Consider the following 20,906-nt stretch of genomic DNA (forward strand, 5'->3'; position numbering starts at 1 on the left):
TTTATAATTAACCACTAATTCACACTGGACGTCTGTTAAAAGCTTACATTTACACCTGCTGTAAAAGAGCGTAGGATCGGGTAAGCACCACCGTCCCCCAATTCAGGATCACTATATCTTTTCCAGTCACCCGCGACCCATTCAAAAAGATTTTCACCGCTGACAAACACACGTAATGCGGAAACTGGTTTTAATTTATCGACCTTAAAGTTGTACCCCAGGGTGACATTTTTTAAACGTGCAAAGCTTCTGTTTTGCAACCAAAAAGTCGAATTCTGATTCACATTGTTTACACCCATGACATCACCCTGCCAAGCTCCGCTCGGTAATTTGCCATTTGGATTATCGATTGTCCACATATCTTTCCAGTACGTCTGGTTTCCATAGTTACCATTAGGCAAAAACCAATTGCCTCGGGCATAACCTTGATATCGGCCAAACCCCGCAATGATTGCAGAAAAATCAAATTGTTTCCAATCTAAACCCAAGGATAGTCCATAATTTAATCGTGGAATACCATTCCAACTTATATACTGCTGATCATAGCTGTCGATTTTACCATCAGGAGAATCAACCCCAATCGGTCCTCTCAAATCCTTGTACATCAGCATGCCAGGCTGGGGCTTAACACCAAATATGGTAAAATCTTTCCCATGCTCCTGCAAAATGCGATCAACATCTCTCTGTGTTCGAATTATACCATCAGCGACATAGCCCCAAAGTCCACCCGCAACTGGTGTCCCAATTCGATTTTCATAATCTCGAATAGCCGCCGCTTGATCCATTTGGACAATCTTATTGTTGGAAAAGGAAATATTTCCTGCGATCCGATAATGCCAATCCCCTATAGTTTGTTGATGCCCCAACTGAAATTCCCATCCATTGGCGGAGACGATCCCATAATTCATAGCCGGCAGGCTTGCTCCCACCTCATCAGGGACGGAGGCTTCTCTTTTTCCAAGGATGTCGGTTGTTTTCTTCGTCCAGTATTCGGCAGTCAATGTGACCAGGTTATTAAAGAGACCTAAATCGATCCCTGCTCCTATATTTCGATTCTTTTCCCACGTAATATTCGGATTTATGGTTCCTCCCAAAGATGTTGATGGTACCACCATACCATTGAAAATCATCCCCGAACTGCTCGCATAATTGTAATTCTGCTGCCATTGCCACGGGTCGGTATTATCTGAGCCTGTGATCCCCCAAGATGCGCGCAATTTTAAAAGATTGATTTTATCGGCATAGGATTCAAAAAATGATTCTCTAGAAATATTCCATGCTGCAGATACACTTGGAAAGTATCCCCAACGCTGTTTCGGCGGAAATTTATAGGATCCATCTGCTCTAAACGTCACCCCCAATAAATACCGTTGGTCGTAATTATAATCCACCCGACTGATAAAAGAAGATTGGGCCCTAAGGTTGTTACGCGTTCCTGCAACCCATCTTTTTTTCTCGTCTTCACGCCCCAAAGAACCATCGATCTCCGTATTGCCCAAGTTTGGAAATCCATCCACGGTGGTTTGCATATAATCACCCTTACTCCGGATGTACTCGTACCCTGCAAGTGCAGATAGCTGATGTAAGCCAAACGAACGATTGTATTCCAGTTGACCATTCAACTGAAAGAAACTGCTTCTTCCATATTTCGTAACGAGACGTTGTGATGAACCTGCGCCGGCAGTCTGAGCGGCATCGATAATCTTATAATCAAACTCATCACCAATAATATGGTTATGCTCGCCTTTTGTTTTAAAATAATAAATATAGGGTGCTAAGGCCAGGGTTCGTCCATGAGTATTTTCCATATAGTAGCTACCTCTGGCTTTCGCCGTCAGCCCGGTAATGGTTGGGAATTTATAGCGTAATTCAAAAGTTGGATTAAATGTATTTCCATCGGCCAATACAGTACCTCCATCTCCTCTAGCCAAAGACGCCATATTGGTATTGTCCATATTTCCTGTCGGCAATCCGTTAATAAATGGAGGACGGAATGGACCTGCTGATCCCATCGCCCGTGCTATCAATCCCCGCAAATTATCGTCATTACCATACGCCCAATAAGGTCGGTCTTTTTTATCCCAGGCGGCATTCATATTGAGGGAAAAATCTAATCCATCGAAAACTTTCCCTTCCATCTTGGCCAACATGGTATACTTATCGTAGTGATTATTGGTAGCCCCTTTTTGTTTGAGGTAGCTTCCAGAAACGTAATAACGATAGTCACCAGAGCCACCTCCAACGGAGAGATTATGCACCTGATCAGTTGGGTTATTCATCCAAACCGCATCTTTCCATTCATTCTGGTAAGAATGTGTCTTGAAATAATCGAGTTCATCATCGGTATACCAAGCGGGGTTACTGGAATCATATCCTTTGACGCGATAGGTTTCATTGACAATGCTGGCAAGATCATACGCGTTCATATACTCTGGAAACATCGTCGGCTTGCGTGTCGAAAAAGCTGCCCCATAGCTAATCCGGGGTTTTCCCGCTACACCATTTTTTGTCGTGACCAATATAACGCCATTTCCAGCCTTTATTCCATAAATTGCAGATGAAGCGGCATCTTTCAATACCGAAATATTATCAATGTCAGCCGGATTCAACAATGCAAAGTCACGGGTACTTTTCTGAATCCCGTCGATAACGATCAAAGGGTCAACATTAGATGTTTGCCATGTACTCGCTTCCCTAATTTTTATACTGGCACCAGCACCCGGAAAACTAGAGTTTTGCAGCACGGTAACACCTGGTGTTACTCCTTGGAGTAAAGTTGCAGCCGAAGCAGTCACCCGGTCGGCCAGGACAGCTGATTTGACCGTAGCCACAGATCCAGTCAGATTTTCCTTTTTAACCGTTCCATAACCAACGACAACAACTTCCTCCAGGTCTTTTACATCGGTGTCAAAGGTTACATCAATTTTATTTTTTCCATCAATCGGTCTATAGATGGTCTTGTAGCCGAGATAGGAAAAGACCAAAATAGCATTAGGTGAAGCCTTAATACGGTAATGCCCTGTATCGTCTGATCTTTGCGTATTAGGCTTACCTTGCTCCGCGATAGATACGCCCACCACAGGCTGCCCTTTGCTATCGACAATCTTACCGTTTATGAGGATTCCGTCCTGACCGGTGGCCGATACTGCCAGGTCGGTATCCTTTCCCATCAACATAATATTTCGGTTTTCAATAACATATTTTAGATGACTTCCTTTGAGCAATTCGGTGAGAACCTGTTCAATCCGAGCTTTCTTCATATCAACTGAAATTTTTCGGTTCAGCTCCAAGACTGAACTATCATAGACAAACAAATAGCCTGTTTGCTTTTCAATTTCATTCATGGCGTCTTTCATTGGGATCTGCTTTCCTGTCAAAGAAACGATCTTGGTCTGGCCAACGGCTCCTGTGCAGGTAAGTACCAAAGCGACGAAAAGCGCTTTTGATTTAGCACATCTACTTCGAAATAATGGTGGATAATTTACATTCTTCATAAATTTTGAGTTTCATTGGTCCTGTTTTTTATTGTCATCATTAGTTTAGGACCTTTGGTTAAAAAACATTTTCTTCTGCTTAGACGAGTCGGCTTGAAAATTCCCTAGTACTTTTTTCAAATCCGTTTTACGCCGCTGATTCCATACTAAAACCAGCCTTACTGTATTGAATCGAAGCGGTATAAAACCAATTAAAAAAACAAAAACAGCTGCGAACAAAAAAGTCCACAGCTGTTTTGAATCGTTAAGGTTGTAAGCTTTTACTTGATTTTATCCAGGATCAATACTGCTCCCGCATCAGGTTCAAGTGTCAGATTGAACGCATTGTTTTTTAACGTAAATTCCGTTCTATCGACCGTATTTTTAGCCAATCCCTGCTCATCTTGACTCCACAACTGCGCTTTAAAACGATTAGGTGTTTCAAGAAAAGAAAGATCAATTTTGATATCATGTTTTACCTTTGCTCCAAGCATAGCGATATACCAGCGATGACCCGAGCGACGAGCGATAATACCGCATTCACCAATAGCCGATTTTAGGACTTTAGTTTCATCCCATATGACTGGAAGGCTACGATAGAATGCCACTGCGTTTTCAGATTCATCGATCAGCGTTTCATGCTCTCCTCCGGCTCCACCCGCCTTATGTGGCGCATCTGCTGGACGATCATACCAATAGATAAACTGCCATGGACTATATAACATCACCGCTTTGGCCATTTGGGCAGCCTTCCCTCCCATTTTGGTATTTACGCGAATAGCATGGTAGCAGTTGGTATAATCACCGGCGCCCGCGATAGCACGTGTAAACATCGTGATCAGACTTTGCTCGGTGCTCGGTGATTCTTCGTCACCACGGATACCTTCTTGGGTAATGAGATTGGGAAAAGTCCGTGAATATCCAGTAGGCCGGTATTCATCGTGTACATCTACCATTAATTTATATTTGGCGGCCTTACGGATCGCTTCATGTAACCAAGCTGTCGCTTCCTGGCTGCCAACGTTAACAAAACCAAATTTAAGTCCTTTAATACCCCATTTCTGATAAATAGGCAGGATCTGATCCAATTGTGTTTCCAAGGCCTTCTTATTGACATAAAGTAAAATGCCTATATTTTTCTTACGTGCATAATCAATTATCGATTGTAAATCCAATGGACCTTTGGAACGTGCGGGGTCGACATCAACACGAGACGCATCTGACGCCTTAGACTCTTCCGGGCCATACCATCCCGCATCAAATTCAATATAGTCAATCTGGTTGCGCGCGGCGAAGTCAACAGCGGCAATCCCGCCTACTGTCGTTAACGTCACTTCCCGTAATACTTTACCTGGCTTTATCCAGGAGTTATCCGTTATCTCATTCGGCTTATTTAAATTGAGAACGAAATAGTTATTCTCGACCAATTCTCCCGCTGTCTTTCCAACCATCACGTAGCGCCACGGACTTTCATAGCTTGCTTGATCAAGGGCGACAGGTCCAGACAATGCAGATTGAACAATATAACTTTTCGGGTCAGCTTTATAAGTAAACTTCATGCGTGAAAAATCAACCAAAGCTGCCTCGCCTATCGCTATAAATAATTGCGACGCCGGATTGACCACCAAAGGCCTTTCAAACTCTCCCTTCAGCTGGCTTAATGTCGTTTTTGTATAGGCACTTTGTGCCGCTCCCGCAACCCAGGTTGTAGCATCGCTATCAAACTGGAAAGCCGTAGATTCTGATTTGATGGTTGATCCAGAAAAGTCACTTTTATCAAATCCATATTTTAATGCGATTCCCTCATTGTAAAGTCTCACATAGAGCCGCATTTTTTTATGGTTTCCACTGGACTGTAATTTTAACTCCAGCTGATTATAGTCGTCTTTGATGTTTTTACGTTCACCAAAAAGTGGCTTCCATGTCTGACGCACTGTCTTCCTGTCGCTCTTTATCACTTGCCAGTTACCTTGAACTACATTCTCGATCCAGTCAAAATTTAAGATCTTGATGTCTGTCAGCGCTCTGGAAGCTGAAGATAAATGGATCGTATTGTTACCCGAGCCAACATTGACCTCGGCCGATAGAACCTTATTTGGGCTTTCCAATCGCAATTTTTGGCTTTTGGCAATTGAAAAACAAGAAATAAGGAAAGAAAACAAAATAAATCTGATCATAAATTTAGTGTAAAAAGGCCTGTCTGTATATATGTTTAGCTGAAAAGCCATATCATTATTGGATTGTATATTCATTCTTGTCATAATCGCGTCGAAAGTTGAAATTCCCGTTCAAACTCAAGACACGTAAAATATGTTCTAAACCATCATCCATCCAAAATTTCCCCGTATATTTTTGTCTGTTCAGATGCACATTCGTATTAATTATTTTAACGCCAAACAGACTTTCCATATCCTTCAGTAACTCTTGTATCGGTTTATTTTCAAAACAGATCAATCCATCTTTCCAGCGGTAATAGTCTAGATTCACGATTGGCTCAATTGCGAACTTACCATCTTGTGAAGTAGCCCGTTGTCCCGGTTTTAGCAGGTGTTCGTCTCCTTTCTTATCCAATATATTGACTTTCCCGCTTAGCAATGCCGTCTCAAATTTCGATTCTCGATCATAGGCTCTTACATTAAAATCTGTTCCCAGCACCTTGACATCATACCTTTTGGTATGTACGATAAAAGGTTGTTTTTCATTGTGCGTAACAATAAACCGAGCTTCTCCATCTAAATAAATATCCCGCGTAACACCGGAGAAATTACCTGGAAAAGAAAAGGATGAATTGGCATTGAGCCAAACCTGTGTTCCGTCAGCAAGAATTAAATTCACCCGTTGTCCGGCGGGCACTTTTACCTGCTGCAACACTTGAGCCTCTTTTTCATCAACTTTACGTCCATTATCTGGAAGCACATAATGTTTTACGTATAACAGCACGCTGAATAAAAGTAAAAAGAGAGCTGCAATCCTTAGAAAAGGGTAGATACGTGATTTTTTTGGCATCGCCAACTCTTCGATTGCGACTTCTTTTTCCAATTCGTCTTCCGACCAAATCGAAGCAGTATATAATGCCCGGAGCGATTCATATTGCTGTCTATGGGATGCATCGGCTTCAATCCATAAAAAGACGATCTCACATTCTTCTCGTGATGCTCTTCCTTCAATATAGCGTTGCAATAAATATTCCATTCGAGTTCTTTCGTATATAAAGACGTATTAATCCTGCCTAGCCCTAGTCATTTCCAAAAGAAAAATAAAAAAAGGGGAAAATAATCTTTCAGCTGAATAGATAATACCCTGAGAGCCTTTGTCATATGATACTCTACTCCTTTAACGGATATTCCCAGTTGATCGGCTATCTCTTTACCTGATAAATGTTCAAAACGGCTCTTCAAGAAAACTTCCTGTGTTTTGGCCGGTAGTAATGCAACCGCTTGCATTACTAGCGCAAAAAATTCCTTTGAAAGGACATAATCCTCATCCATCCCTTCAAGGGAACTGATACGGAGCTCTAGCTCACGTTCTTCCCAATCATCTGTACTCATAAAGACTCGGTTATGAACTTTACGGTGTTTGAGATAATCCAATGCTTTGTTTTTAATCACGCGGAACAGGAAGCTTTTGGGCGAAATAATTTCTTCTGTCTTCATCTTTTCCCATAGCACAATCAAACCATCCGAAGCAATCTCTTCTGCAATTTCATCCAAATGAACGAAAGACTTCGCAAATAGAAATGAGCGATGGTGGTATTGATGATAAAGTTCAGGAAAGCTTGGTTTTATCCCTCCCGAAATATGGATATCATCATAGTAAATGCTTTCCATAGGTCATTGATTAAGATTAAATTATCCCTTTTAACTGGGTTACATAACAAGTTGAGACCAAGGTAAGAAATAAATTGATCAACTGTCCCCTCATTTCTGAATTCCGATTTAACAAAAACAAATCACTGCTTATCAAACAGCTGAAATAATACTTGACCATCTATCGTTGCAACGACCATTTCTCGTCCATTGCCAAATACCGGATCGGTGATTCCCAGTTCACGTACTTCTTTTATTTTATTTGCCAGTCGCATTTGTGTAACAAATGTCCTGTTGTCCGAAAGATTCTTAATTGAGAATGACTGCGTACCATCGTGGTAAGTCAACGCCATCGTCTTATTTTTCAGCACCGATACGGTATCCCTGTCAATCTGACCAGTAGGCACATGGTTCGCCTTTACTTGTGACACCTGAAACAAGCTAACAGACAAGAATGCCAACAGAAGTAGTCTTTTCATGTTTCGATTTCCTATAATTACCAAAATCCGCTTAAAATGCCCGAAAATCCCATTGCCCCCGATATGGTCTGCTTCGCATCATATTAGCATAACCATGGTCAAATTCCTCTTTCTTGGGATCCCATTTCAATTCATGCTGCAATTCATAAGCAATATTAACAGCATTGCAAACTGAACTGGTGCGATGCCCTATCTCTACATCGCAAATTGGTTTTGAACGTTTTTTGATTGCATCGATCCAGTCCTGATAGTGATTATCACTAAAATAGACACGTTTATCTTGTTGTGTCATTTTTAGGCTGGCCAAATTTTCCGGATTCGTACGGATAAATGAACGGCTAACTTCGATTTTACCCTTAGTTCCTATAAATTGAATCGCATTATGCTCTCCCCAAAGGACATGGTTAACTTTTATGCCATTCTTGTACACAAACGAAAGACCATGTGTTGCTGTTGGATCTTTGGGAGGTGTGAACAATACAGGCCCACTATTGTCCATATCCAAAGCCCATTGTACAATATCAAACATATGAGCTCCCCAATCACATATATAGCCGCCGCCGAAATCACGATACCACCTCCAGCCGGCCCAATCTTCATCAGTTAGACTGGGTGCCAATACCGGGTTGTACCCTCTGTATAGTGAAGGTCCTACCCATTGATCCCAATTAAGCCCAGCCGGTATAGGCATTGTCGGTAGATCACATTGTTTGACAGGTCCTCCAATAGACACATTGACTTCCTTTACTACACCAATAAGTCCATTTCGTACCAGCTCAACGGCTTGTCTGAAATTAAATGAAGAACGTTGCATGCTCCCTGTTTGAAAAACACGTTTATACTTTCTTGCCGCATCGACCATTGCCCTTCCTTCCGCAATGGTCGATGCCAAGGGCTTCTCACAATAGATATCTTTACCCGCTTTGGCAGCATCAACAGCCATTTGCGCGTGCCAATGATCTGGACTTGCGATAACGACCGCATCAATGTCACTGCGCTCCAAAAGCTCTCTATACAACCCATAACCTTTGATATCTACCGATGGCTTTCCCAAGTTTGCCTGTACTTTATTTGTTTCAGCAATAAAATTATTTAATTTCTGTTCGTACACATCACTGGCTACATGAATAGCAACTTCTTTACATTTCGATAAGCTTTCCATCAACCAATAGGATTGCTTACCAACACCAATAAATCCCAAATTAATTCGGTCACTCGGTGACAGATAACCTGTGCCCCCTAATACGGATCGGGGAACAATGCTAAAAACCAATCCGGCTTTCACAGTTTTGTCCAAAAAATCTCTTCTATTCATCTAATTTTATAATTGTTATTTTAGTTTTAACATATTGGCTTGCATCACCCAAAAAAAGAAAATTCATAGCGATATCTTCTTTGGTTATTAAGACGACTCAAAACACCTCAGCCCTAGTCACTTTCAACAACAACATATTTTTTCAGGTCATTTAAAACATCTTTTTATAGACGGTATTATTTCGCTATTTTAAAAGGCAATTCCCCAACATAGACTTTAAAATCTTTAAACCAGCCAGGTGCATCCTTTTCCATTCTCGGTAATACACGGATTCCGGCGATGGACTTTACCGCCCCAAGATCAATGACAATCTGATGTGGGTAAGCATCCGCTTTCCTTGTCTTCCAATAGGTAGACTCCTGCAGATCAAAAACTTTATCAGCCGTATAGTTTCCATCTTTTATTTCCTCACTATCGGCATAGAGGACTTTCCAATTTTCTCGCGAGATATCATGGCCATCTGCCCCAGTCAGATTAAGTTCGGCAATTGCCAAAGCACTTTTTTCTTGCTGACCGGAAAGCAATTCAAGACAGACATAACGTCCTTTGGCCGATTGTGGAAAACGGATCATTTTCCAGCCATTTCCCGATTCCGCCTGACCACTATAGATCGCCTGCGCTCCACTAAGATCCAACCGCTCATCATTCTTGCGATGTAAATTTGATTCCAAAAGATGAAGCTGATCCAAGATCGGTTGATCCAGTCCTTGTATAATAGGTGATTTTGTACCTTTCAAATCGAATACGATAATTTCATTCTTCCCTTTTTTCAGCCAACAACCCGGCATGTACAAAGTCTGCTGCGGGCCTATTTCCCAAAACCGGCCAATCGAATGCCCATTCACCCATACCATGCCTTTTCCCCAATGTTCCATATCAATAAACACATCACCAGCCTTTTCAAGTGTAAAACTCCCTTTATAATAAGCTGGAGACTGAACATTGCCGGTTTTATTTTTAGTATAGTTCTTTTTCTTTACGAAATCATAATCAGGAGGGAATGAATAAACATTCCAATTTTTAATCTCCTGGCGCCCCTTGACTGTAATTAATTCTACTTTTTCGGTAACACCTTTCCGATCATAAATTGCGTCTCCAAAATTAACACGTCCCATTGCCTCAACCAGAATATCCAGCCGGGAGGTCTTTTCTGTTCTTGGAAGTTTTACGGTATTTTCTCCCTTACGACGATCGAGAGTCCCAATCAGCTGGCCATCCAAAAATACCTGCGCCCAGTCATGTACTTCATTTATTTCAAGTGAAGATTCTCCCGTAATGACAGGCAATGATGACCGGTACAAGATTGTTCCCCACCCCTGATCAAAAAACTCCATGGGTTTAATATCATTGGACACATGAGGACGAGGCAGATTGTCAAAAAGTAACGCTGACTCAACTAATTTGAATGCAGGAATACGGATAGTAGAAATCTGATCAGGAACAGCTGGAAGTTCTTTTTTGTCATCGGAATAACGACCTAGCAGCGTGCGAAGTTCAGTATATTTTGGTGTTACCCAACCAGCCTCACTTATCGGAGCATCGTAATCATAGGAGGTACACATGGGTGAATAGGCCGGACTGTTCGCTCCACCCCAATGTCCGAAAGTTGTCCCACCATGGGTCATATACAAACTAAACGAAATATGGTTATCCAACATTTCTTCAATACCTTGAATCATCGTTTTTGCATTTCGAGTTTCATGCTTACGGCCCCAATTATCAAACCATCCGCTCCAAAATTCACTGCACATCAGCGGTTGGGTTGGAGCGGCCTTTTCTAATGCAACAAACTGTTCTTTAATATTTGCACCTGTACCAAAATTGACAGTCCATAGCAAGCCATCCAATGCATTGTTTTGAAAAGTAGATGACCAGTCACATTGAAATAAAGGAACGGAAGAAAAACCAGCATCTTTAACAATATCCCTAATGGAAGTGATATAGGCTTTATCAGTATTAAAAGCACCATATTCATTTTCCACCTGTACCAAAATGATATTTCCACCACGATCAATCTGCAGATCCGCCAATTCCTCGCCAATCTTATGCAAGAAAATGGAAGTACGTTGAAGAAAATAAGGATCTTGAGTCCTCAACTTGATATCCTTTTTCTTCAGTAACCACCACGGTAATCCACCCATCTCCCACTCGGCACACACATAGGGACCAGGACGCAGGATAATATACATGCCATGCTTTTGCGCCAAGCGGCAAAAGGCAGCAATATCATTTTGTCCCGAAAAATCAAATTGATCAGGCCGTTGCTCATGTATGTTCCAAAATGCATACAAGCAAATCGTATTCATACCTAAAGCCTTACACATTTCGATGCGATGCTCCCAATAAGCTCGCGGAATACGGGTATAATGCAATTCGGCTGCCTTAATCAAAAAGGGCTTTCCATCCAATAGAAAAGTTTTGTTTCCCAGTTGAAAATTGTGGGGTGCGACAGTAGCGTTTTTAGGTTGGGCGAAAGCCATATACTGTAGTCCCAAGATCATTTGAAGCATGAAAACAAAAAATGTCTTCCGTTTGCGCATGGAATGTTTTTTAGATTTTATAGGGTTCATTGTCTATTTAAAGATTATTTTTAAGAATATCTTGTTGCTATTTTATGGATTTATTCGCCATTAAAGTAAATGTACAAATCTGATGCTATACGATTATTCCGGTTTACGGTCGATGCCCCATTGTTTATTAGGCTCATCATCCAATTCCAAAACCAACGCTCCCCCCTTTGTCAGTACTTCATGATCAAACCAGGCACTGATCCAATTCTTACCATTTAGTTTCGCCGACTTGATATAGGGAGCCTTCGCCGTTTTACGAACGGTTTTAATTTCGAAAGTCTTACCTGGATAATAATCTGGATTTAGGTGAATCGTTATACGTTCAAATATCGGTGCTGTAATCTGCCAGGTAGGCTGTTGAGCAGCTCCACCTTGGAAATCAAAAAGTCCCATGGCCATTAAAGCGCCAACCGAGCCAAATTGCCCCTGGTCTTCATCGCCATGATAGCCATCTTGTGGACTTACCGATGTGAACAAGGTCTCTTTAATCGCATGCACCCATTTCTGTGTCAGCCAAGGTCTATTGGCATAACTGAACAACCAGGGCATGCCTACTGCAGGCTGATTCTCAAAATCTATCCAAGCTGTTCCATGCAAACCATGTGGAACAACATAATTGGACGCTGCGCCCTTAACAAATTGATCATTCAAACGATCACTGAATGCCTGGTCGCCCCCACTAAGTCGAATGAGTTCCCAGGGGTCCTGCGGCACGTAATAGGAATAGATCATACTGTTAGATTCGCAAAAACCTTTGGTCGCAAATTCCTTATTTGTACCTATTGGTTCAAAATCCTTTAACCAGGTACCATCGATCTGACGTGGTCGAATCAGTCTAAAACTACTATCCCATAGATTTTTGTAATTCTCTCCGCGTTTCAGGAATTCTTTTGCCTCTTGTTTTTTAGCCAAGGATAACGCCATCTGCCCGAGACACCAATCCTGGTAGGCATATTCCATCGTCATGGATGCGCCATCTTTGTGCATCCCATCACCTGCAATATCTTCCGGTACATAACCGTTTTTAAGATAATAGGTCATTCCCCCTCCTAAAGGATTGTTCCGATTATGTTCATAACCTGCATGGTCGCGTATACCGCCTAAAAAAGCATTCTTTTTCAAACCTTCCCAGGCTAGATTGATATCCCAATTGCGTATTTTGTAATGATAGGCCGACACAAAAAATGGTGCTGCAGGATCTCCAATCATTACAAAAGTATAATTACCGCCTGATGGCCCTCTGGGGATCAACCCTCCATTTTGATACATATCCAACATCGTGTTACAGAATCCGTCAACAATCTCCGGATAGGCTAGTCCCCAAAGTTGAGACAAAGACCAATGCGCTCCCCATAGTCCATCGAAATTATAATGTGCATAAGGCTTACCATGTATGTTCAACCTCGTTTGTTTTATCCGCGATGTTAAACCTGTATTATCGCAATAGGAGCCATCGACATCGCTTATTGTACGACGTCCCAATAAGGCATGCCATAGGTCAGTGTAAAAACGTTGCTTGGCCTGTATATCTTGCGTCTTTATTTCTATTCTATTCAATAAACCATTCCATTCACGCCGCGATTCGGCAATTACTTGATCAAAATCCCAATGTGGCACCTCAGTTTTCATATTTAACCTTGCTCCATTTTCATTCGTATAAGAGAGTGCGACCTTCATTAACAGGGGCTTTTCAGAGGGCTCAAAATTCAACCAGGCGCCAATATTACTTCCAGCAATTGAATCTTTGGGGATGTTGATTTTAACTTTATTTTGCCACTTTCCCAAATAATCGATTTTATCGGAAAATTGGGCCACAAAATAAACTGTAAATGGTTTAGGTCTACGCATGGTACTGGCCATGGTTACTGTTCCTGCTATCTCGTAATCATTTACCTTATGTAATTCTGCCGTTTGAATTTTGTCCATTAAAGTAGCTCCAAGGTCAAAGTAGACACCACGTATCGAGTCTTTTGGAAAAAGATACCGATGCATCCCAACACGGGTGGATGAAGTGAGTTCTGCCTGAATTCCGTAGGTCTTAAGCTTTACAGCATAATAGCCCGCTTTTGCAATTTCATCTTGATGACTGAATTGAGACTGGTAAACATCCATGCCCAATTCACCTTTTGGCGTGCCCGTAAAAGGAAGTACAGCTAGCCCATAAAGCTGCCAGCCATGAATATGACTAAAACATCTGATTTTGTTATCATCGTATAAATACCCGTTGTTCCAGTCCCCACCTGTGCGGGTATCTGGCGATAAGTTTACTAAGCCAAAAGGACGGGTTGCCGTGTTGAAAAAAAACCAACGACTTGTCTGCGTACCTGCAAGCGGTTGCACGTAATCTACCGTTTCCAAAGCTTGCTGTGCATTGGCCTGCAGTCCATAAACAATAAGGCTTAAAAGAAAAAAAATATACTTCATCTTATTACTGGATTATTTTATTTAAATACCGTATGTTATCCTTGATATTGTGAAGGTAAAACACCAAATTCTTTTTTGAACTCTTTCGCAAAATATTTACTATCCATAAAACCTACCATCAAGGCTATTTCCGAAATCGTATATGCCCTTTGTTCAAGTAAAAATGCAGCTCTTTTTAGTCGAACTTTTTTAGAAAATTCATTGATTGTCATTCCTGTTAATGCCCTAACTTTGCGGTAGAGGGCTGACTGACTCATCGCCATTTTCTCAGCAAGATGTTCAACATCAAATTGTCCAGTAGCTAGACCGGTTTCAATGGTCGAAATAAATTTGGTCAGGAACTCTTCATCCACTGCATTGACTACAATATGGCGTGGTCCAACCACAAACTCCTGTCTGTACTTTAATTGGCTTAAATAACGTGATTCCAATAAATTGCTAATTTGCAACAGCAGAATTTCACGATTATATGGCTTAGTGATATAAGCATCTGCACGGCTTTTAAGTCCAGTAATTTGGTCACCCTCTGATGTCATCGCCGTCAACAATATCACGGGAATGTGACTCGTTAATTCATCTTTTTTCAAGAGTTCGCAAAGCTCGATTCCGTTTTGCTTTGGCATCATGATATCACTCACCACCAAATCAGGAATTATACTACGCGCCTTTTCCAACCCTTCCAAACCATCTTCTGCCGTTGATACTTCATAACTTTCTTTCAACAGACTGCATAACAAAGACAATAAGGAGGGATTGTCTTCAACGATCAATATTTTAGCTCTATTGTCCATCAGCTGCTCTTCAAGCCCGAGCCCAATCTCCGGGGTTGGATTTACCACATGTGGTGATACGTTTGTATCTGGTATCGATTCACCTACTTGAACACAGGGAATGCTAACCGTAAAGGCAGTCATCCCATCCTTACTTTTCACGCCTATCTCACCATGATGCAGTAATACAATATGACGACTCAAGGCCAGGCCAATTCCATATCCAGTTTCCTGATCTTTTTTTTCAATTTGAAAATAGTTTTCAAAGATCTTTTCAAAATGATCAGGATTTATACCCTTGCCTTTATTCCTAACAGTGACAAGCAATCGATTAGCTTTTTGCTCCAATTCAAACGTTATTTTCTCGCCTGGGCTCGTATATTTCAGTGCATTGCTCAATAGATTGAACAATACTTTTTCAAATTGGAAGGGATCCAAGCCAACCACAATATCATTCGCTAAGTTATTATAATAAAACAATAGACCCCGATCTTTGGCTATTTGTTCAAATGGCCTTACAATTGGCTCTAAATATGCTGCGAGCGACACATTGGTTTTATTTAGCGTCAAATGTTTCGACTCAGCTTTTCGGAAGTCCATCAATTCGTTGACCAAACGCAATAAACGTGTAGCATTATCTTTTGCCATTGCTAGATTATCGGCTAGATTTCGGTTGCCTTTAGCCAGTAAGATAGCATTTTCAATAGGAACCATGATCATCGTCAGGTGAGATCTGATCTCATGCGAGATATTGGTAAAGAAGTTCAATTTAAACTGTTGCAGCTCCTGTTCTTTCTGTCGTAATTGTTGCACATATATATAACGAATTACCATAAAGACAATACTCCCCAAAACAAGTGCGTAACATAAATAAGCCCACCATGTTCGCCAAATTGGTGGTAAAACCTCAAAATCAATTGAATTGACAGCACTCCAAACGCCAGCGTTGTTTTGTCCCTTTACGAGAAGCCGATATTTACCTGCGGGCAGGTTCGTAAATGTTGCCTGTCCATCATCGACATTCGTCCAATCTTCCCCTATTCCCTCCAACTTATAAGCATATCGATTTTGGTTTGATCTAATAAAATTTATAAGAGAAAACTCAATCGTGAAAATATTCTGTTGCGCTGTAAATGTTATATTTTTCTTGTTTTTACCTCTGGGTTCTTCTAGAATACCATTCGCCAATCGAATCCCTGTGAATACTATCTTTCCCGCTGTTGAATTTTCGATTAATTTTTCTGGTTCAAAATAGGCCAATCCATCTAAGCTGCCGAGATACATTTTTCCGTCTAGTATATGAATTGCAGAATAATTGAATTCTTCACTTTGAATACCTTCAATGTCCCTAAAGCTTCGCAACCCATGGCGATTAGTATTCAGCCTATTCAGTCCTGACCGCGTCGAAATCCATAAATTTCGCTGTTTATCCTCACACAATCCAACGACACTATTATTTGACAATCCGTTTTCTTTGTTCAATCGATAGATTTTTTTCCCAGAAAGATTGTAACCAATTAGTCCATCATAAGGACTTCCCAACCATACTATTCCGGAATGATCTTCCAAAAGACAGGTAAATCCAGTGCTATCTTCTAAAATCTTCTCGAGATGGTCACGAATTGGTTCATAACTGTAGAGCTTCTTTTCGGTCAGTATCCATATTTTTTGATTTGCACTTTCTTTAATAGATATAATGGTTTCATTTCTAAAAGCTGTTTCAATCTTTTTAGGTGTCACATCAATCGGTTCCGAACCACCCATCTTATAAATTCGATTATAACCAAGTCCACCGATCCAAAAAAGCCCATTCCGGCCTTCATATATAGCCATGATCGCCGAACGCTTCGTTTTATAGCTATCTAAACCCAGATTGTAAGTTAGTGGCACATCAGTTCCCCTTTTGATGAATTTTAGTCCGCCTCCACTTGTTCCAATCCATACATTACGCTGTGAATCAATAAAAATAGTCTTAACGAAATTATTGAACTCAAGCGATTTATTTGCAAAATGATAGTGGGTCACTTGATGTGTTATCGTATTTAGTTTACTCACACCCCCACCTTCCGAGCCTATCCACAAATTCCCATAAGGATCACTGTTGATGGCCCGAATGACCTGATGCCGTGCTAATAATGCGGGATACTCGCGCAATAAATCGTGAAATACTGTCCTGCCGACATTAAATATATTCACACCGCCATAGTAGGTCCCGATCCAAAGTAGTCCTTGTCTATCTTCATAAAGCGAATAAACTGAATTTTGACTCAGCGTACTTTTGTTCTGCGGGACATGTTCAAAATTTCGAAATTCTTTACTATTGACATTCAGGAGACTTAATCCTCCTTGTGTTCCAACGGCGAGTTGATGCGCTCCGTATCGGATAACTTTTCTTACAGAATTATGAATCAAGGAATTGACATTTCCGGACTCTTTTTGAAAATTGACCAACTGATTGTTTAAGGGATTGAAACAAAATAGCCCTTTCGACTCGGTTCCAAACCAAATATTACCCAAATCATCTTCCACAATTGATCTTACCGTACTAAGGTCATTATCCAACGAGGAAGGTTTATCAGCAAACTCCAATTTATTCCCTAAGTAGTTTATTTTACTTAATCCTTTTTCAGAGCTAACCCAAATAATCCCCTTAGTATCCTGGTAAAGGGCCCAAATATCTTTACCTACAAGATGAGCAGATCGATGAAATTTTGAGAATGGTTGAATCGGATTTTTTAGGTGAGACAAATTAAGTATATAGAGTCCGTTATCTGTTCCTATCCAAAGATTAGCTTTATCATCTTCCATTAGACGAAGAACATCGGGGCGCCCGTCTTTACTATTGTTTTGACTAAAACGAATATGAAAAAAACAGTCCCGTTCTTTATCATAAAGATCCAGACCATGATTTGTACCGATCCATAGCCTCCCTTTACGGTCTATTGTGATGGCATTGATATAATCTCCTGAAATACTTGAAGGGTTCGCATTTTGAGTATAAATTTTGAATCGAAGACCATCGTATCGGTTTAAACCATGACGCGTAGCGAACCACATAAAGCCTTCCTGATCCTGTATTACATCCAGAACTCCACTTTGGGATAATCCATCCCTTACATTTAACGAATTAAAATGCATAGGTTGTGCCCCTAAATGGTATAAAGAAAAAAACATGAATGTGAGCAACACCAATGCCACTTTAATACTCTTCATTGCTGTATAATTGGAATCGTCATTAAAAATAACGTTAAATCCCAATAGGTAGCGATCAAAAAGTAAAATTCTCCCATCATTGACGGTATTTTCTACCTTCTTATTCAATCATTATCTCCAATTTTACGCCAATAAAAAATCGATATAACGTTCGATACAATTAGTAAAAATTATGAATAAGTGTTCCTTATTATTTACACTTCTGTTTTCTTGTGCTGTCTTTTCCGGTAGCAAGGCCCAAGAAGTTCGGATGGATTCAACATTTTCCTTATTAAAGAAGGTCGCCGATTGGCAGTGGCATGAGTTGGAAACGGTAGGTTGGAAAAATCACCGAAAAGATTGGACGAGTGGCGCCATGTATACTGGTATGTTTGCCTGGGCACAATACGCCAATAATGTCATCTACTACGATAAACTAAAGGAGGTGGGTGAAATGAACAAATGGCAAATCGGTAAGTATCGCCATTTTGCAGATGATTACTGCGTAGGCCAGCTTTATACCCAATTATATGAAATTTTTAGGGATGAGCGGTATATCCAGGATTTTAAATCCCTGGCCGACACCCTGGTTTCTATTCCCCATAATGAATCCTTAGCATGGAAAAACAACATCTACACCCGGGAATGGGCATGGTGTGACGCCTTGTTTATGGGGCCCCCGGGACTGGGCTATCTGACCGAGGCGACCGGCAATCCGAATTACCTTAACAAATCTATAGCATTATGGTGGAAGTCCACGACCTTCCTCTACGATAAAGATGAAAGACTCTTTTATCGAGACAGTCGCTACTTCAATAGGCGAGAAAAAAATGGCGCGAAAGTCTTTTGGAGCCGAGGAAATGGTTGGGTTATTGCAGGTTTAGCTCGTTTGATTTCGGCTACCCCCAAACATCATCCAGCCTATGAGCAGCTCAAAAGACTCTTCATCGAAATGGCAGATAAGCTAGCGGCTATACAATATAAGGACGGTAGTTGGCACGCGAGTCTGCTTGATCCTGAAAGCTTTCCAATGAAGGAAACAAGTGGTACAGGCTTTATTGGCTATGCCTTGACGTGGGGAATCAATGAAGGGCTATTGTCTTTTCCGAAATATCAGCCTGTAGTGACCAAAGCTTGGGATGCCATGCGTTCTTCCGTCCACTCGGACGGCAAGTTAGGTTATGTTCAACCCCAAGGTGCCGCACCAGACCAGGTTAGTTACGATGGAACAGATGTTTATGGTGTCGGTGCTTTTTTGTTATTCGGAACCGAAATGTTGAAAATGCTTGCCCAGTTTGACAACAACGGTACAACACATGTTGTCTATAATCCAACCCCTAAGACGGTGACAAGGCAGGTTGAAATTAACCTGCGAAAAGAAAAAGGTACAAAGATCCGATTAAATGAGTATGGTGTACAGGATTTATTCACCGGTGAGAAAATCAAGTATTCAACTACAGAAAGCTCACGCAACATTGTGTTCAAGTTTGACACTGAGCTAGCTCCTGGAAGTAAACGTTATTTTGCATTAAAACCAAAAAGATGATAACCCTTAAAAAATTAACAAGTCTCTGCTTCTTGGCAATTGTCCTTATGACAAATGCCAATGCCCAAAAGAAAACCAAAATCAAGGAACAGCTCCCTTCGGGTTTACAGGACCGTCAGTATTGGTCCAATTTGCTTTATAAGATGGCCTCACCGGTGATTCTTCATTTAGCCAACGGAACCCTTAAACAGCACATGCCTGTGGAAGTGCCGCCTGGTAATAAGCCTGATTTTTACAAGAAAGTCACCTATCTGGAAGCTGTCGGACGTACAATGGCCGGGGTCGCCCCCTGGTTGGCACTACCTGATGACAGTAGCGATGAGTCGAAATTGCGCAAAAAGCTCCGCGATGCACTATTAATCGGTATCCGTAATGCGGTAGATCCACAAAACCCAGATTACCTCAATTTTAGAACCGAAAGCCAACCCATTGTTGACGCAGCTTATATGGCGCAAGCTTTTCTCCGCGCACCAAAAGCACTCTGGGAACCTTTGGATGATATAACCAAACAACGTATCAGAGAGGAGTTCAAAGCACTTCGCACGCGTACAGGAGCGTACAACAATTGGTTGTTATTTGCAGGTATCAATGAAGCTTTCCTTTCCACCATTGGCGAACAAGCCGATCCTGTTCGCGTCGAGTTTGCCAAACGAAAAATCTTGGAATGGTACCAAGGAGATGGTTGGTATAGCGATGGTCCAAGCTTTAGTATGGATTATTATAATTCCTATGTTATCCATCCCATGCTCGTAGACTTTTTCCAAATATTAACGAAGTCCAAAAAAGTAAGACAAGAGGATTATGATCTTGCGGTGAAACGTATGGTCAGGTACGCAGAATTTTCGGAAAGATTCATCGCACCAGACGGCAGCTACCCGCCCTTCGGAAGATCCATTACCTATCGTACCGCAGCATTCCAAGCTTTAGGTCAAGTTGCTCTTATGCACAAGTTACCTGAGTACATAGATCCGGCACAAGTACGATGTGGGGTCTCGGCCGTAATGCACCGCATGTACGATCAACAAAATAATTTTGATAGCGATGGATGGCTTGTCCTGGGCTTCTGTGGATCGCAACCGGACATTGCGGATAGCTACACTTCTACAGGAAGTTTGTATATGGCAACTTTAGGTTTTCTCCCTTTAGGCTTACCTGCAGACGATCCTTTTTGGGCCAATCCTCCTGCAGATTGGACAGCAAAGAAAGCCTGGTCAGGACAAGCATTCAAAAAGGATTACCATGTTGAATACTAATCTGGAGTACTAACACTGGGTTCTGTTCGGAACAGCTAGGAACCTGCTTCGGATCACCACCAGATGTTGACCAGATTC

11 protein-coding genes are annotated in these 20,906 nt (G+C 41.3%); 2 read left to right on the top strand and 9 right to left on the bottom strand.

Going from position 1 to position 20,906, the window contains the following annotated elements:
• Positions 1-35: 35 nt before the first annotated feature.
• The 9 genes from AAH582_RS17185 to AAH582_RS17225 form a co-directional block, all read right to left on the bottom strand.
• Positions 36-3,494, bottom strand: coding sequence for a TonB-dependent receptor (locus tag AAH582_RS17185; RefSeq protein WP_343319042.1), 3,459 nt, complete (start codon positions 3,492-3,494; stop codon positions 36-38).
• A gap of 260 nt (positions 3,495-3,754) precedes the next feature.
• A complete protein-coding gene (locus AAH582_RS17190) occupies positions 3,755-5,650 on the bottom strand; it encodes a glycoside hydrolase family 97 protein (protein WP_343319043.1) in 1,896 nt (631 codons plus the stop codon).
• 55 nt (positions 5,651-5,705) lie between these two features.
• Positions 5,706-6,665, bottom strand: coding sequence for a FecR family protein (locus AAH582_RS17195; protein ID WP_343319045.1), 960 nt, complete (start codon positions 6,663-6,665; stop codon positions 5,706-5,708).
• A gap of 47 nt (positions 6,666-6,712) precedes the next feature.
• Positions 6,713-7,300 carry an RNA polymerase sigma-70 factor gene (locus AAH582_RS17200; RefSeq protein WP_343319047.1) on the bottom strand — a complete coding sequence of 196 codons (588 nt, stop codon included), beginning with the start codon at positions 7,298-7,300 and terminating at the stop codon, positions 6,713-6,715.
• A gap of 122 nt (positions 7,301-7,422) precedes the next feature.
• The gene (locus AAH582_RS17205) at positions 7,423-7,758 is read right to left on the bottom strand and encodes a hypothetical protein (RefSeq protein WP_343319049.1); all 336 of its coding nucleotides are present in this window, start codon (positions 7,756-7,758) and stop codon (positions 7,423-7,425) included.
• Between the two features lie 31 nt (positions 7,759-7,789).
• On the bottom strand, positions 7,790-9,073 hold the full coding sequence (locus AAH582_RS17210; RefSeq protein ID WP_343319051.1) for a Gfo/Idh/MocA family protein: 1,284 nt from the start codon (positions 9,071-9,073) through the stop codon (positions 7,790-7,792).
• Between the two features lie 176 nt (positions 9,074-9,249).
• Entirely contained in the window at positions 9,250-11,613 is a 2,364-nt protein-coding gene (locus AAH582_RS17215) for a beta-galactosidase (RefSeq protein ID WP_343319053.1), read from the bottom strand.
• A 123-nt stretch (positions 11,614-11,736) separates the two neighbouring features.
• On the bottom strand, positions 11,737-14,067 hold the full coding sequence (locus AAH582_RS17220; RefSeq protein WP_343319054.1) for a GH92 family glycosyl hydrolase: 2,331 nt from the start codon (positions 14,065-14,067) through the stop codon (positions 11,737-11,739).
• A gap of 35 nt (positions 14,068-14,102) precedes the next feature.
• A complete protein-coding gene (locus AAH582_RS17225) occupies positions 14,103-18,158 on the bottom strand; it encodes a hybrid sensor histidine kinase/response regulator transcription factor (RefSeq protein ID WP_343319056.1) in 4,056 nt (1,351 codons plus the stop codon).
• 64 nt (positions 18,159-18,222) lie between these two features.
• On the opposite strand from AAH582_RS17225, the gene AAH582_RS17230 reads away from it, so the two are divergent.
• Both AAH582_RS17230 and AAH582_RS17235 read left to right on the top strand, forming a co-directional pair.
• Complete coding sequence (locus tag AAH582_RS17230) at positions 18,223-19,575, top strand: glycoside hydrolase family 88/105 protein (RefSeq protein ID WP_343319058.1); 1,353 nt, start codon at positions 18,223-18,225, stop codon at positions 19,573-19,575.
• Positions 19,572-20,828 (top strand): DUF2264 domain-containing protein, encoded by a 1,257-nt coding sequence (locus AAH582_RS17235; RefSeq protein WP_084823245.1) that lies wholly within the window; start codon positions 19,572-19,574, stop codon positions 20,826-20,828. Before AAH582_RS17230 ends, AAH582_RS17235 begins: the two co-directional genes overlap by 4 nt.
• Positions 20,829-20,906 lie beyond the last annotated feature (78 nt).

It is taken from the genome of Sphingobacterium multivorum (genome assembly GCF_039511225.1).
Classification (GTDB): Bacteria; Bacteroidota; Bacteroidia; order Sphingobacteriales; family Sphingobacteriaceae; genus Sphingobacterium.